The organism is Streptacidiphilus jiangxiensis (assembly GCF_900109465.1).
GTDB lineage: Bacteria > Actinomycetota > Actinomycetes > Streptomycetales > Streptomycetaceae > Streptacidiphilus > Streptacidiphilus jiangxiensis.
This window is the reverse complement of the sequence record NZ_FOAZ01000021.1, coordinates 136,281-158,391: the sequence shown is the minus strand read 5'-3', so window position 1 is coordinate 158,391 and position 22,111 is coordinate 136,281. Positions and strand designations below refer to the sequence as shown.

The following is a 22,111-nucleotide window of genomic DNA, read 5'->3' as shown; positions in this document are numbered from 1 at the left end:
ATATACGGAACATTCATGCAGGCAAGCGCCCTTCCGGATACGGAAGGGCGCCCGTTCGGCACCGACGATCAGGCACTTGACCTGCGCTTTTATCCCTACGGCAGGTTGCGCGCCATGACGATGCGCTGGACCTGGTTGGTGCCCTCGTAGATCTGGGTGATCTTCGCGTCGCGCATCATGCGCTCCAGCGGGTAGTCACGGGTGTAGCCGTAGCCGCCGAGGAGCTGGACGGCGTCGGTGGTGACCTCCATGGCGACGTCGGAGGCGAAGCACTTGGCCGCGGCGCCGAAGAAGGTGAGGTCCGCGTCGACGCGCTGCGACTTGGCCGCGGCGGCGTAGGTGAGCTGGCGGGCGGCCTCGAGCTTCATGGCCATGTCGGCCAGCATGAACTGAATGCCCTGGAACTCGGCGATCGCCTTGCCGAACTGCTTGCGCTCCTGGACGTAGCCCTTGGCGTAGTCCAGCGCGCCCTGGGCGACACCCAGCGCCTGGGCGGCGATGGTGATGCGGGTGTGGTCCAGGGTCTTCATCGCGGTGGCGAAGCCGGTGCCCTCGGCGCCGATCATCCGCGAGGCGGGGATGCGGACGTTGTCGAAGTAGACCTCGCGGGTCGGGGAGCCCTTGATGCCGAGCTTCTTCTCCGGCGCGCCGAAGGAGACGCCCTCGTCGCCCTTCTCGACGACGAACGCGGAGATGCCCTTGGAGCGCTTCTCCGGGTCGGTGACGGCCATGACCGTGTAGTACTCGGAGACGCCCGCGTTGGTGATCCAGCGCTTGACGCCGTTGAGGATGTAGTCGTCGCCGTCGCGGACCGCGCGGGTCTTCATGCCGGCCGCGTCGGAGCCCGCGTCGGGCTCGGAGAGGCAGTAGGAGAACATCGCGTCGCCGGCCGCGAGGGGGGTCAGGTACTGACGCTTGAGCTCCTCCGAGCCGGAGAGGATCACCGGGAGCGAGCCGAGCTTGTTGACGGCCGGGATCAGCGAGGAGGACACGCAGACGCGGGCCACCTCCTCGATGACGATGACCGTGGCGAGCGCGTCGGCGCCGGCGCCGCCGTACTCCTCGGGGACGTGGACGGCGTGCAGCTCGGAGGAGATGAGCGCGTCGAGCGCCTCCTGCGGGAAGCGAGCCTGCTCGTCCACCTCGGCGGCGAACGGGGCGATCTTCGCCTCGGCCAGGCCCCGGACCGTCTCGCGGAGCATCTGGTGCTCCTCGGAGATCTGGTACAGGTCGAAATCTGCGCTCACGGTCGCTCCCGAGATCTGTCGGCACCCCTATGGCACCCATATGGCACTCAGTACCCTCGATTATGCACACTCAGTGCCATCGTGGGGGCGCTCCGGACCCCGATCTGGTGTTACGTTCTGCACATGGCAGCTGCTGTGACCTCCGGGGACGACCCGAAACCGACCATGCGGGAGTCGCTGGTCCGCGCCGCGTTCCAGCTCTTTCTGGAACGGGGCTTCGAGCAGACGACGATCGACGACATCGTCTCGCTGGCCGGCGTGGGGCGGCGGTCCTTCTTCCGCTACTTCCCCTCCAAGGAGGACGTGGTCTTCCCCGACCACGAGGGCTGCCTGGCCGACATGACCGCGTTCCTGCGCGGCGCCCCCCTCGACGGCGACCCGGTCACCCAGGCCTGCGACGCCTCCCGACTGGTGCTGCGGATGTACGCGGCCGATCCGGTCTTCTCCGTGGAGCGGTACCGCCTGACCCGGCAGGTGCCGGGGCTGCGCGCGCACGAGCTCTCCGTCGTCTGGCGCTACGAGCGCGCGCTCGCGGAGCACCTGCGCGAGCGCGGCGCGGACCGCGCCGACGGCGCGCTGCGCGCGGACGTGGTCGCGGCTGCCGTGGTCGCCGCGCACAACCACGCGCTGCGCACCTGGCTGCGCGCGGGCGGCGAGGGCGACGTGCAGGCGGCGATGGACGAGGCGCTCGGGTACGTGGCCCGGGCCTTCTCCCCTGCCCAGCAGTCGGCCCAGCCCTCTGCGCGGGCCGCGACGCCCGGGGCCGTGGACGGCGCGGGCGGGGAGGACGAGCAGGTCGTGGTGCTGCTGGCCCGCAAGGGCACGCCGCTGTGGCGCGTGGTGCGCGACGTGGAGGGCGCGCTCGGGGAGTAGATCCGGCGGGCGAACGCAGCCGAACTACGCAGATTGCACTGCTCGGCCAAGCAAGGGCACTGAGTGCCTTTACGAGGGGCACTGAGTGCCATACAGTCCTTCTCGGCACTGCGCCGCTGAACGACCCCTCCGTTCGCGTTCACTGGAGCCCCCATGCCTTCCTCCACCCTCATGCCCCTCGCCGTCGTCCCTGCGGGCGACGAGGCGTCGACCCCCGTCCTGCGCTACCACCGCTGCCGCTGGTGCGGCTCGCCCACGGGACGCGCCACCCTGCTCTGCCCCATCTGCGGTTCGTCCGAACTGGACGAGCAGGCCAGCGCCGGCGCCGGCATCGTGCACCGGCTGCTGACACCACGCCACCGCCAGTACACCGACGGCGAGACCATCTGCCTGGTCGTCATGGAGGAGGGCTTCACCGTGCAGGCCTCCCTCGACGACGCGCTGCCCGGCACCGTGCCCGAAGGCACCCGGGTGCGCCTGGCCCCGCCGGCCCCGCACACTCACCTGCCGGTCTTCCGCGCCTGCGCCTGACCGGCACGCGCCACGCCGGGGACTACGCTTCCCCCACGCCGACGGGTCCGACCTGACCTGCGGCAGCGACGGCGGCAGCGGCGAAGGGTGACGGCGCGTGGACTTCTCGACCCTGGCGGTCGTCGTGGTGGCCGGGATGCTCGGCCCGTTGCTGGCCCTGCCCACGCGCTGGCGCATCCCCGTCGTCATCGGCGAGCTCGTGGCCGGCGTGCTGCTCGGGCCGACGTTCGCCGGGTACCTGCACGCCGCGAACCCCACCTTCGCGTTCCTCGCCGACATGGGCTTCGCCCTGATCATGTTCGTGGCCGGAGCCCATGTCCCCGTCCGGGACCAGGCGCTGCGCGGCGGGCTGGCCAAAGGCGCACTGCGGGCCGTGGCGGTCGCGGCGGTCGGCATCGTGCCGGCCTTCGCCCTGGCGCAGGGTTTCCACACCGGGCACACCGCCCTGTACGCGGTGCTCCTCGCCTCCTCCTCGGCGGCGCTGATCCTGCCGATCCTCGACTCGCTGCACCTGTCCGGCGGTCCGGACGTGCTGGCGCTGCTGCCGCAGGTCGCAGTCGCGGACACCGTGTGCATCGTCGCGCTGCCGCTGGCCGTGGACCCGGCCCACGCGGCGCGGGCCGCGCTCGGGGCGGTGGCGGTGCTGGGCAGTTCCTTCGTCCTGTTCCTGATCCTGCGGCAGGCGGAGCGGCGCGGCTGGCACCGACGCGTGCACCGGCTCTCGCGCGAGCGCAAGTTCGCACTGGAGCTGCGGATCAGCCTGGCGATCGTCTTCGCGCTCGCCGCACTCGCGACGCACACGCACGTGTCGATCATGCTGGCGGGCTTTTCGTTCGGACTGGTCGTCGCCGCGATCGGGGAGCCGCGTCGGCTGGCCAGGCAGTTGTTCGCCCTCACCGAGGGCTTCCTCGGTCCGCTCTTCTTCGTGTGGCTCGGCGCCTCGCTGGACCTTCGGCAGCTGGGCAGCCACCCGTCCGCGATCCTGCTGGGCCTGCTGCTCGGCGCGGCGACGGTCCTCTCGCACGCCTCGATGCGGCTGACCGGCCAGCCGCTGGCCTACGGCGTGCTGGCGTCGGCGCAGTTGGGCGTGCCGGTGGCGGCCGCGACGCTGGGCACGCAGCTGCACCTGCTGCACCCCGGCGAGTCGGCGGCGCTGCTGCTCGGCGCGCTCGTCTCCATCGCCGCAGCGACGGCGGCGGGCGCAGTGGCCGCTCGCATCGGGACCGCACCCCCGGCCCCACCCACCACAGGTCAGCCCACCACCGGTCAGCCGACCGCCGACTGACCGGCCGCCGACTCACCGAGCCCGGACGCGAGCGGCCCGGAGCGCAAGCAGCCTGAGGCGTGAGCGGTCCGAGCGTGAGCGGTCCGAGCGTGAGCGGTCCGAGCGTGAGCGGTCCGAGCGTGAGCGGTCCGAGCGGCGCGAGCGTGAGCGGCCCGAGCGTGAGCGGTCCGAGCGTGAGCGGTCCGAGCGTGAGCGGTCCGAGCGTGAGCGGTCCGAGCGGCGCGAGCGTGAGCGGCCCGAGCGTGAGCGGTCCGAGCGTGAGCGGTCCGAGCGTGAGCGGTCCGAGCGTGAGCGGTCCGAGCGGCGCGAGCGTGAGCGGCCCGATGCGAGAGCAACCCGAGCGAGAGCAACCCGAGGCGTGAGCGCCCCGAGCGCAAGCGGTCCTCAGGCGCGCACGCCGTGGGCGTCACTCCGGCTGGTCCACCGGTCCGCCGCGGGCCAGGTGGGCGAGGGTGGACAGGGTCTCGGCGAGGAGCGGGAGGGGTGGGGAGGCGAGTCCGAGCCGGACCGCGGCGGGCGGTACGCGGGACCCTACCGCGTAGGCCGCGGCCGGGGTCAGGCCGATGCCGGCGCGCGCGGCTCCGGCGACGAAGGTCTCGGCACGCCAGGGCGTCGGCAGCTCCCACCAGCAGTAGTACGAGCCGGGGTCGGCGCGCAGAACGGCATCCGGCAGCAGCTCTCGGGCGAGGAGTTGGCGCTCCGTCGCGTCGGCGCGCTTGGCCGCCTCGATCGCGGCGAGCGTGCCGTCGCCGATCCAGCGGACCGCCGCCTCCAGGGCGAATCCGCCCGCCAGCCAACCGCCCGCCCGCACGGACGCGGCGACCTGCTCCCGGTAGGCGTCCGGGACCACGGCGAATCCGCTGCTGAGCCCAGGTGCCAGCCGCTTGGAGAGACTGTCGACCAGCACGACCCGCTCCGGCGCCGTCGCCGCCAGCGGCGGCACCTCCGGGCGCAGGAAGGACCAGACGGCGTCCTCGACGGCGGGCAGGTCCAGCTGCCGCAGCAAGGCACCGAGTTCCGCGCGGCGTGCAGGCGACATGCTCAAGCCCAGCGGGTTGTGGACGCGCGGCTGGAGGTAGACGGCCCGCAGCGGGGTGGCCCGGTGGACGGATGCAAGGGCGGCCGGGTCCAGGCCGTCGCCGTCCATGGCGATCGGTACCGGGACGATGCCGAGCCGCTCCGCCACGGCCTTGACCACGGGGAAGGTCAACTCCTCGACACCGAGACGCTGTCCGGGCGGGACCAGGGCCGCGAGAACGGCCGCGATGGCCTGTCGGCCGCTGCCGGTGAAGAGCAGCGCCTCCGGCGCGGGCGCCCAACCGCCCTCGCCCGCGACGTCTTCACCTTTTTCACCTTCTCCGCCTTCGCGCGCGCAGAGGGCGGCGAAGGCCTCGCGCGCGGCGGCCGTGCCCTCGGCGCGGACCGGCCGCAGCGCGAGGTCGAGGGCGTCCGGCCGCAGCAACGGTGCGAGGGCGGCGCCGAGCAGTGCCGACTGCTCCGGCACGACGGGATAGTTGAGCTCCAGGTCGATGCGGGCCCGGGAGGGCTCGAGCAGCGGAACGCCCGCGCCGGGCAGTCCGCCCGTCGCACGGACGAAGGTGCCCCGACCCACCTCCCCGACGACCAGGCCGCGCCGCACCAGCTCGGCGTAGACGCGTCCGGCCGTGGACGCGGCGATCCCGCGGCGGTGCGCGAAGGCGCGCTGGGTGGGCATACGGTCGCCGGGACGCAGGCGGCCGGCCGCGATGGCGGCGGCGATCTCGTCCGCGAGTCGGCGGTAGTCGTCCATGCGCAGGCCCTTCCTCGATTGCACCGAGGGTAATACACATATTGCACCGAGCAGATGCCGACCCTAGCATCGCTGCCATGAACGCGATCAGCTTGCACGCAGAACTCGGCCTGGCAGCCGTCGGTTTGGGGATGGTGCTCACCCCAGGACCGAACATGATCTACCTCGTCTCCCGGTCGATCGTGCAGGGCCGCCGCGCCGGGCTGGTCTCGCTCGCCGGGGTCGCCACCGGGTTCCTGGTCTACCTCGTCGCCGTCACCGCCGGGATCGTCACGCTCTTCGCCCTGGTCCCCGTGCTCTACACCGCGATCAAGCTGGCCGGCGCCGCCTATCTGCTCCGGCTCGCCTGGAAGGCGGTCAAGCCGGGCGGCACTGCGGTGTTCGCCCCGCAGCCGCTGCCGCCGGACTCTCCCCGCCGCCTCTACACCATGGGCCTGCTGACCTGCCTGCTCAACCCGAAGCTGGCAATCCTCTACATCTCCCTGCTCCCCCAGTTCGTCGACCCGGCGCGCGGCCACGTCGGCGAGCAGACCCTGCTGCTGGGCCTCACCCAGATCGCCGTCTCGGTGAGCGTCAACGCGCTGATCGCCCTCTGCGCCGGGACCATCGCGGCCTTCTTCTCCCGCCGCCCGGCCTGGCTGAGGATCCAGCGCTACGCGATGGGCACCGTCCTTGCCGGACTCGCGCTCCGCATCGCCGCCGACCGCGCCTCGGCCGTCGCGGCTTAGGAGGCCTGAAACGCCCCCTGGAACTCAGGAGCACTCAACTGCTCAGCGGTATGTCGACCGCGAGTTGCTGCGGGCAGGCGTCGCAGACATGGAATGTCTGAATGCCTGTGAGGCTGAGGGTGACCTGCCGGGTCCCCGCTGGCAGGGCGTCGAAGATCAGTTCCTCGTTCACGGTCCCGCCACCTTGGACACTGTCCGACCACGACCCCTGGAAGTCATGCGGCTGGAGCGTGGGACTGCCGGGAACCTCAAGCTCTTTGGCGGCAAATGGAAATGACACAGGATTGCCGCTCGTGTTGGCGATGCTGAAGTCGACCGTCGTCTGCCCGCCGGAAAGCGTGACCTTCGTGACGGTCATCGTGAGTATGGCCGCCGAAACGGTGACCGGTCTGGTCACGGCATTGGAGTTCGCCGTCGGTAAATCGATCCCGCTGGACGGCGGCGGGAGAGTGATGACCGTGGGCCCGCCGGACGAACCGCCATTCCCGCCTCCACCCCCGGAGGCGGAGGCCGACGAGCCCTGGCCGCCGCCGGCCATGATGGTGGCCGCGATGATCGATGCCACCGCACCGATCACCGCAACAATGATCGCTCCAACTGTCTTCTCTTTCACATTCCCCCCATGGTCCAGAAGCCGGGCATTTCGCCGTACATGACCAGTTCGAGGAGGGTGCCACGTGCGAACGGCGCAAGCGGCACACCAGGGTGAAACGCTCGCCCTTCGAGGAGACCTACGGCTTGCTCAGTGCCCTCGAACGAGGTCGATCGTCTCGCGGGTGGTACCCGAGCTGTCGGTGGCGATCAGCGGGTGGCCGAGCTCGAGCATGGTGTCGTTCCGGACCAGTTTGGCCGTTTCCCCGCTGCACGCAGCTCCTCCCGTCGCATGGAACACGAGATGGTCGCCGCTCACTTCGACGCTGCCCGAGCACTCACCGGATTGACTGATCGTTCCGTTCGCCGCGGGATCGCCCACCATCGTGGCCTGAGCAGCGGCCGTGAACGTTCGGTCGGCATCGATGCGGATCGTCAGGGTGATGGTGCCGGTCTCGGAAGGACTGTTCACCTGCGCGTCGTACTGCCAAACCCCTACGGTTTTCGAGAAGTCGAGCGAGGGAGCGGCCGCGTCGCTGATCGCGATCCCCGCACCCGCTCCGCCGACCAGGAGGATCAGCACGCCGAGCCAGACACCGACGCCGATGCTCACGCTGCCGATCCGGATGTCGAACTTTCGACCGTCCCGCTGCTCCTCATGCTCATGCCCGCCGGCCTGTTCGCTCCCGTCTCCTGCCTGAGGCCGACCACTCGTGTCACTCATCCGTTGACCCCCTTTGGCGGGTCGCCAGGTGCCTCGCAAGGGGAAATCCGCTCGTGCTTGTGCAGCATCCTGCGGGCCAAGCTGTCGCGCAAGGTTGGCGGACACCGATCCAGAACGCCCCCACGAGCGCCGCGACGGGCCAGGGGCACAGCGTCCGCCGCGCCGGGCGCGCCTGCGAACCCCTGAACAGTCCTCCCAGCAATCTCCCAGTCGGCACCCATGGACTATTACCTCTCATTGAGAGGTAATAGTGGAGTGAGCACAGACATACCCGATCCCTCCGCCGAGCTCGCGGAGTTGCTGCCGGCGATCCAGCGGCTCGTACGGCGGCGGCTGCGGACCGGCCTCGCCCAGCCGCGGCTGCGCGGTGCGCAGATCGAGCTGCTGCGCCTGGTCGCGGCCCGGCCCGGCCTGCGGGTCTCCGAGGCAGCGCAGGAGCTCTTCCTTGCCGACAACTCGGTGTCGACGCTGGTCAACCAGCTGACCAAAGCCGGGCTGCTGCGGCGCGAGACGGACCCGACCGACGGGCGCGCCGCCCGCCTGCACGCCCAGCCGGAGGCCCTGGCCCGCCTCGCCGACTGGGACGCGCGGCGCGGCGCACTCTTCGCCGACCAGCTCGGACGGCTCGACGCCGCCGACCACGAGGCGCTCGCGGGCGCCCTGCCCGCGCTGCGCCGTCTGGCCGAGGGCTTGCGCGAGGAGGCCGCGTCATGACCGCCGACACCACGCCCGCTCCCAAGGCGGAGGCCGCGGTGCGCTGCACCGGGCTCACCTACTCCTTCGGCGCCACCCGCGCGGTGGACGGTCTGGACCTGACCGTCGAGCAGGGTGAGGTCTTCGGGCTGCTCGGGCCGAACGGCGCGGGCAAGACGACCGCGATCCGTGCCATCACCACGCTGCTGCCGGTGCCGGCCGGCATGGTCTCGGTGTTCGGCCTCGACTGCGCCCGCAAGAAGATGCAGGTGCGCCGCCTGCTCGGCTACGTCCCCCAACAGCTGTCCGCCGACAGCGGCCTGACCGGTCGCGAGAATGTCGAGCTGTTCGCCCGGGTCTTCGACGTGCCGCGCGCGGAACGTCGTGCCCGCGTGGACGAGGCGCTGGCCGCAGTGGACCTTTCGGAGGCCGCCGGACGTCTGGCCGGCACCTACTCGGGCGGCATGGTCCGCCGGTTGGAGCTCGCGCAGGCGCTGGTGAGCGCACCCCGTCTGCTCATCCTCGACGAGCCCACGATCGGCCTGGACCCGCTGGCCCGCGCCGGGGTTTGGGACTGCATCGCCCAGGTCCGCGCCGCGACCGGCATGTCCGTGCTGGTCACCACGCACTACATGGACGAGGCCGACGAGCACTGCGCCCGGGTGGCGCTGATGCACCGCGGCCGGATCCGCGCCATGGGCGCGCCCGGCGACCTGCGCGCCGAGCTGGCCGCACAGTTGGACGCCGACCCCGCCCGGGTCAGCCTCGAGGACGTGTTCCGCCACCACGCCGGCGCCGGGCTCACCGGTGCCGACCGACCCGACGAAGGAGGGGACTTCCGCGATGTCCGCCGCTCCCGTGCCGCAGCCCGCCGCTGAACACGCCCCGCCCACCGCCCCCGCCGGCGGTACCGCGCTGCTCGCGGGCCCGCGGCCGGTGGAGCTGCGGCTGCTGCTCACGCCACCGCCGCCCCGCCATGCCTGGCGCCTGGTGCTCGCGCGCATGGGCGCGATGTGCATGGTCGAGCTGCAGAAGCTGCGCCACGACCGCACCGAGCTCTACACCCGCGCGGTCCAGCCGGCGCTGTGGCTGCTGATCTTCGGGGAGACCTTCACCCGCATCCGGGCGATCCCGACGGGCGGCATCCCCTACCTGGACTTCCTCGCACCGGGCATCATCGCCCAGTCCGCGATGTTCATCGCCATCTTCTACGGCATCATGATCATCTGGGAGCGGGACTCCGGGGTGCTGACCAAGCTCCTGGTCACCCCGACGCCGAGGGCGGCGCTGGTGACCGGCAAGGCCTTCGCGGCCGGGGTGAAGTCGGTGATCCAGGCGCTGGTCGTGGTCGTCCTCGCGGCGCTGCTCGGGGTGGCGCTCACCTGGAACCCGCTGCGCCTGCTCGGCGTCGCGGCCGTGGTCGTGCTCGGCTCGGCCTTCTTCTCCTGCCTGTCCATGTCGATCGCCGGGATCGTGCTGACCCGCGACCGGCTCATGGGCATCGGCCAGGCGATCACCATGCCCCTGTTCTTCGGCTCCAACGCGCTGTATCCGGTCTCGGTGATGCCGGGTTGGCTGCAGGCGATCAGCAAGGCCAACCCGCTCAGCTACGAGGTCGACGCCCTGCGCGGACTGCTCCTCGGCATCCCCGCGCACCTGGGCGCCGACTTCGCCGTCCTGGTCGTCGCCGCGGCGCTCGGAGTGACCGCCGCATCGCTGCTCCTCGGCCGCCTGGCCAAGTAACCAGCGCAATCCCTCCGTAGCCCTCCGGCCCGCAGCCGGTGCGCGTGTCAGGAATCCTTGACACGCGCACCGGCTGTCAGGCTACCCTGACACGCATGGGAGTTCCTGAGGACGCCGACAAAGCGGGGGCCGCCGACCTGCTCGGGCAGGTCACGGCCAGGGATCCGGCCGTCGGGCTCAGCGCGGTCGTCGCGCTGCGGCGGCTGCTGGAGGAGTTGGAGCGCCTCCACGTGGACAACGCGCGTGACCAGGGCTGGACCTGGCAGAGCATCGCGACGGCGCTCAACGTCAGTCGGCAGTCGGTCCACGAGAAGCATGCGAGCAGGCGCAAGGCCACCGGTAAGGAGAGCTGAGGATGTTCGACCTTTTCACCGACCGCGCCAAGCGGTCGATCGTCGCGGGCCAGGACGAGGCGATCGCCCTCGGCCACGACTTCATGGGCACCGAGCACCTGTTGCTCGGCCTCGTCACGGACCCGGAGAGCACGGCGGGCGCCGTGCTGGCGGCGCACGGCGTCGACCTCGACCGCACCCGCGAGGCGACGGTCCGCCTGCTGACCGCCGCCGGCGTCCCCGCGACCGGCGGCCGACCGGCCCGCGAGGCCCTCGCGGCGCTCGGCATCGACGTCGCCGAGATCCAGCGGCGCGCGGACGACAGCTTCGGCGAGGGCGCGTTCCAGTTCCCGCGCCCGGCCTACACCCCGCACGCCAAGGCCGCGTTGGAGCAGACGCTGCGCGAGGCGAAGGAGCTCGGCCACGAGCGGTTCGGCACCGAGCACATGCTCCTCGGCGTCCTGGCCGTCGGCCCGAGCGGGACGGAACACGCGACGGCCGTCGACGTCCTCACGGCCCTCGACGTGGACGTCACCGCCCTGCGCCCCGCACTGCTGGCCCGCCTCGCGCAGCACTGACGCTGCCCGGCGGCGGGCACGTCTGCCCGCCGCCGGGCAGCGAGGCACGCGGCCGGGCCGGGCAGCCGTGCCGGGCGAGCGGGCCGGGGCGAGCAGGCCCAAGCGAACGAGCCCGAGCGAGCCGGAGCGAACGAGCCCGAGCGAGCCGGAGCGAACGAGCCCGAGCAAGCAGGCCCAAGCGAACGAGCCGGAGCGAGCAGGCCGGAGCGAGCAGGCCCGAGCGAGCGAGCCGGAGCGAGCAGGCCGGAGCGAGCAGGCCCGAGCGAGCAGGCCGGAGCGAGCAGGCCCGAGCGAGCGAGCCCGAGCGAGCAGGCCCGAGCGAGCGAGCCCGAGCGAGCAGGCCCGAGCGAGCGAGCCCGAGCGAGCAGGCCCAAGCGAACGAGCCCGAGCGAGCAGGCCCAAGCGAACGAGCCCGAGCGAGCAGGCCCGAGCGAACGGGCCGGAGCCGGGGACCTCGTGCTCGCACCGGACTCGGAGACCGTGTGATCCGCGCCGCAACCCGGCCCGGGCCGGTCACGGGGACCCGGCGTGGGCGCATAGGCTCTGAGGGAGAGGCCTCCGGTCCGGTCGCCTCGTCGTCGTGATCGTGGGAGGCCCGCCGCCGTGTCGCTCCTCTGGCGTCACCGCCCCGCACCACCGCCCGCCGGGGTGGTCCTCGTGCTGCACGGCGGGGAGGAGCACGGGACGAGGCCGCCGTCGCGGCTGAACCCGCCGCTGCAGCGGATGCGGCCGTTCGAGCGGGCGCTTCGGCGGTCGCCGCTCGGCGACACGCTCGGGGTGGCCGAGGTCGGCTACCGCTGCCGAGGCTGGAACGGCGAGCGAGCCGACGCGGCGGTCGACGCCGAGGACGCGCTCGCCGAGCTGGTCCGGGAGGTCGGCCCGGGCATGCCGGTGGTCCTGCTCGGCCACTCCATGGGCGGTCGCGCCGCGCTGCGGATCGGCGGGCACACCTCCGTGGCCGGCGTCGTCGCGCTCGCGCCCTGGTGTCCGAACAACGAGCCGGTGATGCAGTTGGCCGACCGCCGGGTGCTGATCGTCCACTCCGACGAGGACCGGGTGACCCCGCCCGGGGAGTCGCTCGACCTCGCCGCCCGGGCCCGCACCGTCGGCGCCCAGGTGGCCCGCTGCGTGATCTCCGGCAGCGACCACGCCATGGTCCGCCGCGCCCCGACCTGGCACCGCCTGACCACGCTGCTGACCGGCGCGCTCCTCGGCGCCTGGGCCTTCCCGGAGCCCGTCACCAAGGCCCTCGCGCGCACCGGCCGCGAGGCCGACGGGCTCGACCTGCGCCTCCCGCTCTGGGCACCCGCCGGTCGGTGAGCCGGACCGCACCGGACGCAGGTGCTCGCCACGGAAGACCACCGGACGCCACCGGACGCCACCCGATGCGCCGACCGGGCGTGAGTACGGATCAACTGCGCTATCACGTGCACGAGGTCGCAGTCCCGGTGGGCGGCGCGAGCGCGGTCGACAGCTCCCCGTACGCGACGCGCCGTGCCTGGTCGGCCGCTGTCGGCCGCTGTCGGCCGGGTTCTCGAACTCCCGCTCGCCACCGATGGCGTCCGCTCCCCCGCCTCACCCACACTGGCAGCATGCAACTGCGCATCGAGGCCCACACGCTCCCCGGACGGGCCTGCGGACCGGGGCCGGATTTTCCCGGCGTGAGCGGGATCGCCGTGGCCGTCCAGCGCAAGGACCGCCCGGCGGAGCTGCTGGACCCGCAGCCGGGTGACGCCTCCACCGCCACCTGGACGTTTCCCTGCTCCTTCACGCCCGAGGGCGAACTGCGCGGCCCGTACGTGCAGAACCGCCTCGGCGGACGGTTCGTCTACCTCTCCTGGAGCGGGCGGCAGCCGCAGGAGGAGGCGCCGCGGATGTTCCGCCGCGCCAAGCTGATGCTGGCCGACGTCCCACCCGCCGTCCTCGACGAGGCCCGCCGCCGCGGCGCACTGGTGGGGCGCCTGGGCCTCACCGACGCCAAGGGCAACCCGGTCTGCGGACGGGTGGTGCCCCCGGCGATCGAGTGGAGTGCGGCCGACCCCACCGAGCGGGCCGAGCCGTAGGGCCCCGCTCCTGATCCGCGCACGTCGTGGGAGCATGCCGACATGAGCAGCGACGCGACCATCGACGTGAACGCCCTGGCCATCAATGTCGCGGTCCCGGAGGCTCTCCGCTGGACCGACACCCGGCGTGGCGAGGAGTTCACCCTCACCACGATCACCGTCCGGCTGCTGCCGGACGGGCACCTCGCGGCGAAGGCCTACGGCCGACCGACCGCGGGCGGTCGTGGCGCCTACGTCTCGTTCCCGCTGCCCGACCGGCCCGAGCTGGCCGCCCTCGCGGCCGAGGCCGCCGACCGGGCGGCCTCGCAGTGGGGTGCCCACCGCGGACTGGGCTGAACTCCGCGGCGGCCGGCTCAGATGTCGCGGAAGGTCTCGATCCGCGCGCCGATCGAGTTGAGGCGCTCGGCGAGGTCCTCGTAGCCGCGGTTGATGACATAGACGTTGCGCAGCACCGAGGTTCCCTCGGCGGCGAGCATCGCCAGCAGCACGACCACGGCCGGGCGCAGGGCCGGCGGGCACATCATCTCCGCGGCGCGCCAGCGCGTGGTCGGGCCCTGGACGAGGACGCGGTGCGGATCGAGGAGCTTGATGTTGGCGCCGAGGCGGTTGAGCTCGGTCAGGTAGATCGCGCGGTTGTCGTAGACCCAGTCATGGATCAGCGTGTCACCGTGCGCGGCGGCGGCGATCGCGGCGAAGAACGGGACGTTGTCGATGTTGATGCCGGGGAACGGCATCGGGTGGATCTTGTCCGCGGGCGCGGTCAGCTTGGACGGGCGGACCGTCAGGTCCGTCAGGCGGGTGCGACCGTTGCGGGCCAGGTACTCCTCACTGCGGTCGTGGTCGAGGCCCATCTCCTCCAGTACGGAGAGCTCGATCTCCAGGAACTCGATCGGCACCCGGCGGATCGTCAGCTCGGAGGAGGTGACCACGGCGGCGGCCAGCAGGCTCATCGCCTCGACCGGGTCCTCGGCGGGGGCGTAGTCGACATCGCAGTCGATCTTCTCGACGCCGTACACGGTCAGCGTGGTCGTGCCGATGCCCTCGACCTTGACGCCGAGCCGTTCCAGGTAGAAGCAGACGTCCTGGACCATGTAGTTCGGGCTGGCGTTGCGGATCACCGTGACGCCGGGGTGACGGGCGGCGGCGAGCAGCACGTTCTCGGTGACGGTGTCGCCGCGCTCGGTCAGCACGATGGCGCGGGTGGGCGTGACGCCGGGCTCGACGTCCGCGTGGTAGTGGCCGTCGGTGGCGTTGACGCGCAGTCCGAACTGGCGCAGCGCGGCCAGGTGCGGGCCGACGGTGCGGGTGCCGAGGTCGCAACCGCCGGCGTAGGGGAGCCGGAAGTGCGGCTCCAGGTGCATCAGCGGACCGAGCAGCATCAGCACGCTGCGCGTGCGTCGGGCGGCGTCGGCGTCCATCGCCTCGAGGTCGAGCCGGGCGGGCGGGGTGAGCTCGAGGTCGTTGCCGTTGTTGATCCAGCGGGCCTTGACGCCGATGCTGGTCAGCACCTCGAGGATGCGGTAGATCTCCTCGATCCGGGCCACCTGACGCAGGGTGGTCTTGCCGGTGGTGAGCAGCGAGGCGCACAGCAGGGCGACGCCGGCGTTCTTGCTGCTGCGCACGTCGATCGCGCCGGTGAGCCGACGTCCGCCGGTGACCCGCAGGTGCATCGGACCGGCGTAGCCGAGCGAGACGATCTCGCTGTCGAGGGCTTCACCGATTCGGGCGATCATCTCAAGGCTGAGATTCTGCTGACCCCGCTCCATCCGGTTGACGGCGCTCTGACTGGTGGTCAACGCCTCTGCGAGCTCGGCCTGCGTCAAGCCTTTGTGCTGACGGGCGGTACGGATGAGCTTGCCGATGCGCACGAGGTAGTCTTCAGTCACGCGGGTCACACTATCTCAGATCTGAGATGACAATGACCTCGGCTGGTCCATCAGGGCGACACCGCGCCCTGGCCGGTCCGCTAAAGTGATCATGTGGGAATCCCCGAGAACCCGTCCTCGCCGGCGCCGGTCGTGGTGCGACTCGCCGCGTACTCGAAAACGGATCAGGCAGAGATCCTCGGCAGCGGCGACGACCCGTTCGGCATCGCCTTCACCGGCCTGACCTGGCTGCCGAAGGACGAGCACTTCGCCGTCCGGCACGAGGGCCGGCTCGTGGCCCACGCCGGCCTGCTGCGCCTGCCGGTGGCGATCGGCGAGGCCAGGACCGAGGTGATCGGCGTCGGCGGGGTGGCCGTCGCGCCGGACATGCAGGGGCGTGGCCTGGCACGACTCGTCGTCACGGCCGCGCTGGAGCACGCACGCACGATGGGCCCGCGGCACGCGCTCCTGTTCTGCCGCCCGCCCCTCGTGCCGCTCTACGCGCGACTCGGCTGGCACCCGCTCGACGGCGATGTCCTCGTCGGACAACCCGAGGGCCGTCTGGCGACCATGCCGCTGCGGACCATGGTGACACCGCTGCACAACGGGGACCACTGGCCGGCAGGGCCGGTGCGACTGCTCTCCCTGCCCATGTGAGGCCGTCGGATTGGTCTAGACAACATCCCGTCGCGCTGACTACCGTCGTGATCCGCACGGCCCCGGGACCGACCGGGCGGCCGGCACCGAGGCCTGGGAGGCCGCGCCCCTCATGGCTGCCACGTCGTACGACGCCGAGTCCGCCGCCGCCTACCGGGCCTCGCGCGAGCTTCCCCGGGAGGGGCTGACGGCATGGCGGGAGGCCGTCGCCGAGGAGGCCGGCCTGGCCCCCGGCATGACCGTCGTGGATGTCGGCGCCGGGACCGGCGCGTTCGCGGCGGCGTTCCACGACTGGTTCGGCGTGCGGGTCCTGGCCGTCGAGCCGGCCCCGGCGATGCGCGCGCTCATCGCGCCCGTGTCGGGCGGGGTCGAGCCGGTCGACGGACGGGCCGAAGCGCTGCCGCTGCCGGACGCGTGTGCCGACGCCGCCTGGCTGGGCTCCGTCGTGCACCACCTGGCCGACCTGGACAAGGCGGCACGGGAGTTGCGGCGCGTGCTCGTGCCGGGCGCCCCCGTGCTGGTCCGGAACACCTTTCCCGGCCGCAGCCAGGACGACCTGCGGGTCCGCTTCTTCCCCGAGACCGCCGAGGGCGTGGACGGCTACCCCACCGTCGAGCGCGTCACTGCGGCCTTCGAGAGCGTCGGCTTCCGTCGCACCGCGCTGCGGAGCCTGCCGCAGCAGTCGGCGTCCACGCTCGGCGTCTTCGCCGACCGGCTCAGCCGTGACGCGGACTCGAAGCTCCGCGCCCTGAGTGACGAGGCGTACGCCCGCGGCCTCGCCCGGCTGCGCGCTGCCGCCGCCGAGCACCCGGCGGAACCGGCCGTCAGCTGGATGGATCTGCTGGTCCTGCGGTGAGCGGAAACGGCCCTCACCCGGGGAGCGGGTGAGGGCCGTCCGTCCGGACCGGCGAGCGACAGGACGTCAGCTGCCGAAGGACATGCCCAGGTCGTCCAGGTAGCCGTCGTCGTCCGTGCCCGCGGAGCGGGTGAACGAGGCGGTGAACTTGACCGAGACGGTGCCGACCGGGACGGTGCCGGTGGCCTGCTCGTTCAGCAGCTCCGTCGCGTTGCCGCGCATCGCCGGGGTGACCGGGGCCAGCGTGGCGGTGCCCAGCGAGGTGCCGCTCGCGTCGAGGAAGGTGGCGACGACGCCGACCTTGTCACCCTGGGTGCTGTAGCCGCCGAGCCAACCCGACAGGTTGTACGGGAGGGTGCCGGTGGCGATCTGCGTCGACTCGCTGGACACGTCGACGGTCTGCGTCATCTGCGAGGAGGCGTAGGGGCCGCCGTCGAAGAACGCGTTGCCGGGCGTGGCCGGGGCCTGCGGGCCCTGCGCCGTGGTCGGGTAGGTGGGGGCGCCGTAGCAGACCTGCTGCGGCAGGTTGGAGGTGGCGGTCCAGCCCTGGGCCGGGTAGCCGCCTCCGCCGGTGCCGCAGGAGCCGGTCTCGGCGCCGGGGTTGGCGATCGGCACCTGGTAGGCGGTGCCGGAGGAGGCCACCGTCCAGGTGAACGAGGCCGAGCCGGAGGCCCCGGTGCCGTCGGTGGCGGTGACGTTCACGGTGGAGGTGCCGGCGGTCGTCGGCGTGCCGGAGATCAGGCCGGAGCTGCTGATGCTCAGCCCGGCCGGCAGGCCGGTGGCGGACCAGGTGAGGGTCTGACCGGAGGCGGAGTCGCTGCCGGCGAGCTGGAGCGAGGAGACGGCGGTGCCGGCGGTCGCGGTCTGGTTGCCGGGGTCGGTGACCGTCACGGTGTTGCCGGTCGACTGGGTGCCGGTGAAGACCTCGTTGTACGGCGTGGCCCACTTGTCGTTGTTGGTCATGGCGGGCAGGCCCAGCGCGCTGTCGATGACGCGGGCGGTGCTGTAGTGGTCGTACCGGTTGGCGTCCTGGTAGCCGGCCTTCACGGTGCCCTGCGAGCCGACGACGATGGTCGCGACCTGGTTGGTCTGCCCGGGGCCGAAGCCGCCGGGCGAGTTGGCGCCGTCCTCGTCCCAGCTGACGATCAGCAGCGACTTCTGCTGCGTCCACGCCGGGGAGTTGAAGATCGTCGGCAGCGTCTGCGAGAGCCAGGTGTCACCGGCGGCGATGCCGCAGTCCTCCATGTCGTTGCAGGAGTCGGCGTCGGCCCAGACGAAGGCGGGGGTGGTGGCCGCCGAGGCGAGGTCGGTGTTGAGCAGCCGCGGCAGCGGCTGCCAGTGGGCCTGGCAGTAGGCGTTGTCGTTCTTCATCTTCGCGGCGTAGTAGAACGGCGCGTCGTCGTTCTCGTACTGGCCACTGCTGGTGGTCTGGCAGTTGCTGGTCTGCGTCTGGATGTACTCCTTCCAGCTCTTGCCGGCCGCGTCCAGGTTGTCGCCCAGACCGTTGTTGGTCGCGGTGCAGGAGGTGCTGGTGATGCAGTTGGAGTTGTTGCCGCCGACCGCGTTGGCGCTGCGGCCGTAGGAGTTGCCGAACGCGATGGCCTCGTAGTTCGGGTCCGAGTTGTGCGTGTTGGCGTGGTAGTTGGTCAGCAGCGACCCCATCGGCACCAGGGTGTTGTTGATGTAGGGCGCGCTGGAGTTGCCGATGACGCCGGCGCCGCCGTCCTTGGTGTTGGAGGAGGCGGAGTAGTTGTTGTTCTCCATCATCACGAAGAACACGTGGTCGTACCCGGGCACGCTGGAGGCCGGGACGGTGAGCGTCGGGGCGGTGATCGGGGTGTCCAGCGTCAGCGACAGGTCGTCGGCCATGCCGTCGTTCTGCGTGCCGGTCATGGTGAAGTCGACCGTGGTGAGGATCGAGCGGGTGCCCGCCGGGACCGCGCCGGTGGTGCTGCGCTGGACGAACTCGGTGGTGTTGCCGCGGTCGGTGGCGAGCGCCGGGCCGATCGTGGAGGTGCCGAGCGAGGTTCCGGAGGCGTTGCGGTAGGTGATGGTGACGGCGGCTGCGTCGTTGTAGGAGCCGACGCCGCCGAGCCAGCCGGAGACGGTCGCGTGCACGCCGCCCGCGTCGATCGCGGTGGCCGCCGAGGAGACGTCGGTGACCTGTGTCATCTCGGAGGAGCCGCGGGAGCCGCCCTGGAAGTATGCGGTGCCCTTGGTGGGCGAGCCGGGCGTGCTGGTGGAGGCGCCGGTGGGCACGCCGTAGCAGTTGATCACCGGGTCGCCGGAGGTGATGTTCCAGCCGGGGACGGTGGTCTCCTCCCATCCGCCCGGGCTGCACTGCGAGGTCTCGGCATTGCCGTTGAGCAGCAGGTTCGCGCTCTGGGTGGCGGCCGAGGCGGTCTGCGCCGAGCCGAGCGCGACGGGCGCGACGGCCGCGACGAGCGCGGTCAGCGTGGCGGCGGCGGCAAGCCTGGGGAGGGGGCGGGCGGTGCGCGGCGGGAGAGCGGATCGTCTCATCGCGGGCGTCCTTCTGACGGAGGGGGACGACGGTCCGGTCATTGGGCTAGCCCAATCACCGGGACACGATTGTCGTGGCCCTGTAGGGACTGAGCCGGTCCCGAAGATGCACAGTCGGCGTCGGGCAGGCGAACGCCGCCCTCCGCTCCACCGCCCGCTACAGTCGAGCCCGATGATCCAGCCCGAGGCTCCCGGCGACCGCACGCGCCCCCGCAGCCGCACCCGCCCCGGACCGGTGGAACAGCGCCCCCACGCCGGCATGAGCGTCCGTCAAAGGGCCTGGGCCCGCGTCGGCGCAAGCCCCGCCACCACGGCGTACCTCCTTGTCCTGGTCGGCGTCCACCTCGTCCTCGACCACGTGCTCACCGCCCGTGCCGCCGCGAGCGCCGAGCAGTACCTGAGCACCAACCTGGACAACCTGGAGGACCATCCGCTCCTGGCCCTGCTCGGCAGCGGTCTGGTTGTCGACAGCCCGCTCGGCCACCCGTTCACCCTCGCCTTCGGCGGCACGCTGATCACCCTCGTCGCCGGGATCACGGTCGTCCTCGCCGCTCTGGAGCGCCGCTACGGCACGGCCCGCGCCTGCGGTGTGCTGGCCGCCGGGCACATCGGGGCGACGCTGCTGGTCGCACCCGTCATCGCGCTGGCCATCGCCCACGGGTGGTATCCGGCGAGCCTGCGCGCCGCCCACGACGTCGGCATCAGCTACGGGGCGGAGGCGGTCCTCGCCTGCGCGACCTTCACCCTCGTGCGCGGGCGGGCCGCGCGGGTCCTCTGGGCCGTCGCCGTCCTGGCCTGGCCGCTCGCCGGCGTCGCGTGGACGATGCGGCTGCCGGACTTCACGACGATCGGTCACCTCACGGCGGCTGCCATCGGGTTCGCGCTCGGGCTGCTCATGTCGTCGACGCTTCCGCGCGGTCGCGGCGCTCGTTGCGCACCGCGAGTGCGACCGTGACCGCCAGGCTCGCCGCGATGATGCCCTCCGCCCAGAAGAACGCCACGTAGTCCATCAGCGACCCGATCGGCGGGCTGCCGGGCGCGGCGTTGCGCAGGCCGACGAGGGCGAAGAGGGTCGCGGCCATCCACCCCAGCGCCGGCCAGACGAAACCCTGGCGTTTGCGTGCCAGCACCTCGGCCCCGCCGAGGACGGCGAGGGCCAGGGCCCACATCGCGGCCATCATGAACCACGCCAGGATGAACGTCGCCCGCGAGCGACCGGCCCGCGCCTCCAGCCGGGCGACGGAGCCGCCGGTCGCGGACTTGGTCGGCCGCACGACGAAGAACGGGTCGGAGTCGCTGTAGGTGATGGACAGCGGAACGGTCTTCCCGTGATCGGTGGCGGCCCAGCCGGCGGAGATGGAGTAGTGGTCGAACGGGTAGTCCGTCGGGGTCCCGCTGTTCAGGCCGGCCGTGACGACCTGGAGCGGTGCCACGTCGCCGGCCGTGGTGCGGAAGGTGGAGGCGGTCAGCCCGACGGAGGTGATCTCCACCTCCCGCGTGAAGACGTACGAGTCGGGCCCCTCGGCCAGACTGCCGTGCGGGATCGCGTCGACGGAGAGCGAGACCTCCAGCGCCGAGGTGTCCACCCCTTGGGCGGTGACGTCGAGTTCGATCCAGTCCTCGGCCGTGGGGTTGCCGACGACGACGACCTGCTGACGGCTGTTGCGCTCGTTGAGGTAGAGCCCGACACCGGCGCCGCACAGCGCGAGCACGAGGCAGGTGACCAGGAGCCAGCCCGGGACGCGGCGGCGGGCCCGGCCGAGCCGGGTGGAGCCCGGCCTCGTCACGAGGCCTCCGGCGTGGGCGTGGTGGCGCCGAGTTTGGGCTGCTGCTGGGTGGAGCAGTGGATGCCGCCGCCCCCCGAGGCGATGGCGTTGATCGACACCTGCACGACGTCGCGGCCCGGGTGGAGGTCGCGCAGGGTGGCGGCGGCCTTGTCGTCGGCCTGCTGGTCGCCGAAGCGCGGCACGATCACCGCTCCGTTGCAGACGTAGAAGTTGAGGTAGGTGGCGAGGAAGTCCTTGCCGGTGCCCTGGATCAGGTCGAGGTCCGGATCGGTGATCGGGACCACGCGCAAGGGGCGGCCGTGCGCGTCGGTGGCCGCGTTCAGGACGGTGAGCGCCTGGTCGGAGGCGGTGGACCAGATGTCGGGCGGGGTGTTCGGACCGGGCCGCTGCAGGGCGACGACGCCGGGTCCGACGAACCGCGCGAGTGCGTCGACATGGCAGTCGGTGATGTCCTGTCCGGCGACGCCCTTGAACCAGATGACCTTCTCCACCCCGAACAGGGTCTTCAGGTCGGCCTCGATCTCGTCGCGGCTGCGTCCGGGGTTGCGGTTGTCGTTGACCAGGGAGCTCTCGGTCGCCATCAGCGTGCCGTCGCCGTCGGTCTCGATGGCGCCGCCCTCCCCGGTGATCGGCGCCTGGATCCGCCGGACGCCGTAGTGGGCGAGCAGGTTGGCGGCGACGTGGGCGTCGTTGGCGTGGGTCTGTTTGTCGCCCCATCCGTTGAAGTTCAGCTCGACCCCCGCGAGGCCACCGGGCCCGGTGACGAAGGTGGGCCCGGTGTCGCGGGCCCAGAGGTCGTCGACCTCGAGCGCGAGCACCTCGACGTCGTTGCCCACCTGCTGCTGCGCCTGGTCGGCCTGGTCCGCGCGGGCCATCAGCACGACCGGCTCGTACCGGGCGATGGCCTGGGCGAGGCCGGCGATGTCGGCGCGGACGGCGGTGAGCTGGTCGCCCCACACCTCCGTCAGGGCCGGCCACGCCATGAACGTGCGCTCGTGCTCCAGCCACTCCGCGGGCATCGCCCAACCGGACGGGGTGGGGCTCGCGGCGGGCGCACCGGTGCCGCCGGTGTCGGAGAGCGCGGCATCCGAGCCGGCCCCGGAGCTGCAGCCCGCCAGGGCCGTGCCCAGGGCCAGCCCGAGTCCGGTCTGCAGGAGGGCGCGCCGCGTCATGCCGGGCTGGTGCATGGCACCAGTATCTTCGGAGAACCGGAAGCAGCGTCACCGCTTGTGCGCCGGACGGGCGAGCG

At 72.2% G+C, this 22,111-nt stretch carries 23 protein-coding genes; 15 read left to right on the top strand and 8 right to left on the bottom strand.

Translation table 11 applies throughout. The annotated features are described in order from the left end of the window. Positions 1-95: 95 nt before the first annotated feature. Positions 96-1,247 (bottom strand): acyl-CoA dehydrogenase, encoded by a 1,152-nt coding sequence (locus BMY61_RS33220; protein ID WP_425314719.1) that lies wholly within the window; start codon positions 1,245-1,247, stop codon positions 96-98. Between the two features lie 123 nt (positions 1,248-1,370). Here BMY61_RS33220 and BMY61_RS33215 point away from each other — a divergent pair, with 123 nt between their 5' ends. The 3 genes from BMY61_RS33215 to BMY61_RS33205 all read left to right on the top strand — a co-directional run bounded on the left by BMY61_RS33215 (position 1,371) and on the right by BMY61_RS33205 (position 3,936). Beyond that, a complete protein-coding gene (locus BMY61_RS33215; RefSeq protein WP_042450729.1) occupies positions 1,371-2,120 on the top strand; it encodes a TetR family transcriptional regulator in 750 nt (249 codons plus the stop codon). 153 nt (positions 2,121-2,273) lie between these two features. Next, on the top strand, positions 2,274-2,651 hold the full coding sequence (locus BMY61_RS33210) for a Zn-ribbon domain-containing OB-fold protein (RefSeq protein WP_052438895.1): 378 nt from the start codon (positions 2,274-2,276) through the stop codon (positions 2,649-2,651). A gap of 97 nt (positions 2,652-2,748) precedes the next feature. Beyond that, a complete protein-coding gene (locus BMY61_RS33205) occupies positions 2,749-3,936 on the top strand; it encodes a cation:proton antiporter (protein WP_042450731.1) in 1,188 nt (395 codons plus the stop codon). A gap of 406 nt (positions 3,937-4,342) precedes the next feature. On the opposite strand, the gene BMY61_RS33200 is transcribed toward BMY61_RS33205, so the two are convergent. Continuing rightward, the gene (locus tag BMY61_RS33200) at positions 4,343-5,725 is read right to left on the bottom strand and encodes an aminotransferase-like domain-containing protein (RefSeq protein WP_042450733.1); all 1,383 of its coding nucleotides are present in this window, start codon (positions 5,723-5,725) and stop codon (positions 4,343-4,345) included. Between the two features lie 77 nt (positions 5,726-5,802). Here BMY61_RS33200 and BMY61_RS33195 point away from each other — a divergent pair, with 77 nt between their 5' ends. Beyond that, positions 5,803-6,453, top strand: a complete 651-nt coding sequence (locus tag BMY61_RS33195) for a LysE family translocator (protein WP_042450734.1) — start codon at positions 5,803-5,805, stop codon at positions 6,451-6,453. Between the two features lie 34 nt (positions 6,454-6,487). On the opposite strand, the gene BMY61_RS33190 is transcribed toward BMY61_RS33195, so the two are convergent. Beyond that, entirely contained in the window at positions 6,488-7,066 is a 579-nt protein-coding gene (locus BMY61_RS33190) for a hypothetical protein (protein ID WP_143094650.1), read from the bottom strand. Positions 7,067-7,195: 129 nt separating this feature from the next. Next, the gene (locus BMY61_RS33185) at positions 7,196-7,768 is read right to left on the bottom strand and encodes a hypothetical protein (RefSeq protein ID WP_042450736.1); all 573 of its coding nucleotides are present in this window, start codon (positions 7,766-7,768) and stop codon (positions 7,196-7,198) included. Between the two features lie 219 nt (positions 7,769-7,987). On the opposite strand from BMY61_RS33185, the gene BMY61_RS33180 reads away from it, so the two are divergent. From BMY61_RS33180 to BMY61_RS33145, 8 genes are all read left to right on the top strand, one after another. Then, positions 7,988-8,482 (top strand): MarR family winged helix-turn-helix transcriptional regulator, encoded by a 495-nt coding sequence (locus tag BMY61_RS33180; protein ID WP_042450737.1) that lies wholly within the window; start codon positions 7,988-7,990, stop codon positions 8,480-8,482. Next, positions 8,479-9,339, top strand: coding sequence for an ABC transporter ATP-binding protein (locus BMY61_RS33175; protein WP_042450739.1), 861 nt, complete (start codon positions 8,479-8,481; stop codon positions 9,337-9,339). The genes BMY61_RS33180 and BMY61_RS33175 overlap by 4 nt, the downstream gene beginning before the upstream one ends. After that, positions 9,305-10,204 (top strand): ABC transporter permease, encoded by a 900-nt coding sequence (locus tag BMY61_RS33170; RefSeq protein WP_042450741.1) that lies wholly within the window; start codon positions 9,305-9,307, stop codon positions 10,202-10,204. The genes BMY61_RS33175 and BMY61_RS33170 overlap by 35 nt, the downstream gene beginning before the upstream one ends. 95 nt (positions 10,205-10,299) lie before the next feature. Further along, entirely contained in the window at positions 10,300-10,557 is a 258-nt protein-coding gene (locus BMY61_RS33165) for a hypothetical protein (protein WP_042450743.1), read from the top strand. A 2-nt stretch (positions 10,558-10,559) separates the two neighbouring features. After that, complete coding sequence (locus BMY61_RS33160) at positions 10,560-11,114, top strand: Clp protease N-terminal domain-containing protein (protein ID WP_042450745.1); 555 nt, start codon at positions 10,560-10,562, stop codon at positions 11,112-11,114. A gap of 603 nt (positions 11,115-11,717) precedes the next feature. Then, on the top strand, positions 11,718-12,434 hold the full coding sequence (locus tag BMY61_RS33155) for an alpha/beta hydrolase (RefSeq protein WP_042450747.1): 717 nt from the start codon (positions 11,718-11,720) through the stop codon (positions 12,432-12,434). A 272-nt stretch (positions 12,435-12,706) separates the two neighbouring features. Next, entirely contained in the window at positions 12,707-13,177 is a 471-nt protein-coding gene (locus BMY61_RS33150; protein ID WP_042450749.1) for a DUF5990 family protein, read from the top strand. 42 nt (positions 13,178-13,219) lie between these two features. Beyond that, positions 13,220-13,513 (top strand): hypothetical protein, encoded by a 294-nt coding sequence (locus BMY61_RS33145; RefSeq protein ID WP_042450752.1) that lies wholly within the window; start codon positions 13,220-13,222, stop codon positions 13,511-13,513. A gap of 17 nt (positions 13,514-13,530) precedes the next feature. On the opposite strand, the gene BMY61_RS33140 is transcribed toward BMY61_RS33145, so the two are convergent. Next, positions 13,531-15,063 (bottom strand): UDP-N-acetylglucosamine 1-carboxyvinyltransferase, encoded by a 1,533-nt coding sequence (locus tag BMY61_RS33140; protein ID WP_042450939.1) that lies wholly within the window; start codon positions 15,061-15,063, stop codon positions 13,531-13,533. Positions 15,064-15,162: 99 nt separating this feature from the next. Here BMY61_RS33140 and BMY61_RS33135 point away from each other — a divergent pair, with 99 nt between their 5' ends. Both BMY61_RS33135 and BMY61_RS33130 read left to right on the top strand, forming a co-directional pair. Continuing rightward, the gene (locus BMY61_RS33135; protein ID WP_042450941.1) at positions 15,163-15,699 is read left to right on the top strand and encodes a GNAT family N-acetyltransferase; all 537 of its coding nucleotides are present in this window, start codon (positions 15,163-15,165) and stop codon (positions 15,697-15,699) included. 112 nt (positions 15,700-15,811) lie between these two features. Next, positions 15,812-16,555 (top strand): class I SAM-dependent methyltransferase, encoded by a 744-nt coding sequence (locus BMY61_RS33130; RefSeq protein ID WP_042450754.1) that lies wholly within the window; start codon positions 15,812-15,814, stop codon positions 16,553-16,555. Positions 16,556-16,621: 66 nt separating this feature from the next. Here BMY61_RS33130 and BMY61_RS33125 read toward each other — a convergent pair whose 3' ends face one another. Then, on the bottom strand, positions 16,622-19,075 hold the full coding sequence (locus tag BMY61_RS33125; RefSeq protein ID WP_042450756.1) for an alkaline phosphatase family protein: 2,454 nt from the start codon (positions 19,073-19,075) through the stop codon (positions 16,622-16,624). A 172-nt stretch (positions 19,076-19,247) separates the two neighbouring features. Here BMY61_RS33125 and BMY61_RS33120 point away from each other — a divergent pair, with 172 nt between their 5' ends. Further along, positions 19,248-20,030 (top strand): rhomboid-like protein, encoded by a 783-nt coding sequence (locus BMY61_RS33120; RefSeq protein WP_052438896.1) that lies wholly within the window; start codon positions 19,248-19,250, stop codon positions 20,028-20,030. On the opposite strand, the gene BMY61_RS33115 is transcribed toward BMY61_RS33120, so the two are convergent. Together BMY61_RS33115 and BMY61_RS33110 are read right to left on the bottom strand one after the other, a co-directional pair. Continuing rightward, positions 19,969-20,862: a DUF4436 family protein gene (locus BMY61_RS33115; RefSeq protein ID WP_052438897.1), complete on the bottom strand. Its 894-nt coding sequence runs from the start codon at positions 20,860-20,862 to the stop codon at positions 19,969-19,971. The two genes, BMY61_RS33120 and BMY61_RS33115, sit on opposite strands and share 62 nt — an antisense overlap. Then, positions 20,859-22,049 carry an agmatine deiminase family protein gene (locus BMY61_RS33110; RefSeq protein ID WP_042450757.1) on the bottom strand — a complete coding sequence of 397 codons (1,191 nt, stop codon included), beginning with the start codon at positions 22,047-22,049 and terminating at the stop codon, positions 20,859-20,861. Before BMY61_RS33110 ends, BMY61_RS33115 begins: the two co-directional genes overlap by 4 nt. Positions 22,050-22,111 lie beyond the last annotated feature (62 nt).

What these genes read in the sequence shown, in the direction of transcription:
- BMY61_RS33215 (WP_042450729.1), top strand. Translation starts at nt 1,371, where the DNA reads ATGGCAGCTGCTGTGACCTCCGGGGACGACCCGAAACCGACCATGCGG.
- BMY61_RS33210 (WP_052438895.1), top strand. Translation starts at nt 2,274, where the DNA reads ATGCCTTCCTCCACCCTCATGCCCCTCGCCGTCGTCCCTGCGGGCGAC.
- BMY61_RS33200 (WP_042450733.1), bottom strand. Translation starts at nt 5,725, where the DNA reads ATGGACGACTACCGCCGACTCGCGGACGAGATCGCCGCCGCCATCGCG.
- BMY61_RS33195 (WP_042450734.1), top strand. Translation starts at nt 5,803, where the DNA reads ATGAACGCGATCAGCTTGCACGCAGAACTCGGCCTGGCAGCCGTCGGT.
- BMY61_RS33185 (WP_042450736.1), bottom strand. Translation starts at nt 7,768, where the DNA reads ATGAGTGACACGAGTGGTCGGCCTCAGGCAGGAGACGGGAGCGAACAG.
- BMY61_RS33180 (WP_042450737.1), top strand. Translation starts at nt 7,988, where the DNA reads ATGGACTATTACCTCTCATTGAGAGGTAATAGTGGAGTGAGCACAGAC.
- BMY61_RS33175 (WP_042450739.1), top strand. Translation starts at nt 8,479, where the DNA reads ATGACCGCCGACACCACGCCCGCTCCCAAGGCGGAGGCCGCGGTGCGC.
- BMY61_RS33170 (WP_042450741.1), top strand. Translation starts at nt 9,305, where the DNA reads ATGTCCGCCGCTCCCGTGCCGCAGCCCGCCGCTGAACACGCCCCGCCC.
- BMY61_RS33165 (WP_042450743.1), top strand. Translation starts at nt 10,300, where the DNA reads ATGGGAGTTCCTGAGGACGCCGACAAAGCGGGGGCCGCCGACCTGCTC.
- BMY61_RS33160 (WP_042450745.1), top strand. Translation starts at nt 10,560, where the DNA reads ATGTTCGACCTTTTCACCGACCGCGCCAAGCGGTCGATCGTCGCGGGC.
- BMY61_RS33150 (WP_042450749.1), top strand. Translation starts at nt 12,707, where the DNA reads ATGCAACTGCGCATCGAGGCCCACACGCTCCCCGGACGGGCCTGCGGA.
- BMY61_RS33145 (WP_042450752.1), top strand. Translation starts at nt 13,220, where the DNA reads ATGAGCAGCGACGCGACCATCGACGTGAACGCCCTGGCCATCAATGTC.
- BMY61_RS33130 (WP_042450754.1), top strand. Translation starts at nt 15,812, where the DNA reads ATGGCTGCCACGTCGTACGACGCCGAGTCCGCCGCCGCCTACCGGGCC.
- BMY61_RS33125 (WP_042450756.1), bottom strand. Translation starts at nt 19,075, where the DNA reads ATGAGACGATCCGCTCTCCCGCCGCGCACCGCCCGCCCCCTCCCCAGG.
- BMY61_RS33120 (WP_052438896.1), top strand. Translation starts at nt 19,248, where the DNA reads ATGATCCAGCCCGAGGCTCCCGGCGACCGCACGCGCCCCCGCAGCCGC.
- BMY61_RS33110 (WP_042450757.1), bottom strand. Translation starts at nt 22,049, where the DNA reads ATGCACCAGCCCGGCATGACGCGGCGCGCCCTCCTGCAGACCGGACTC.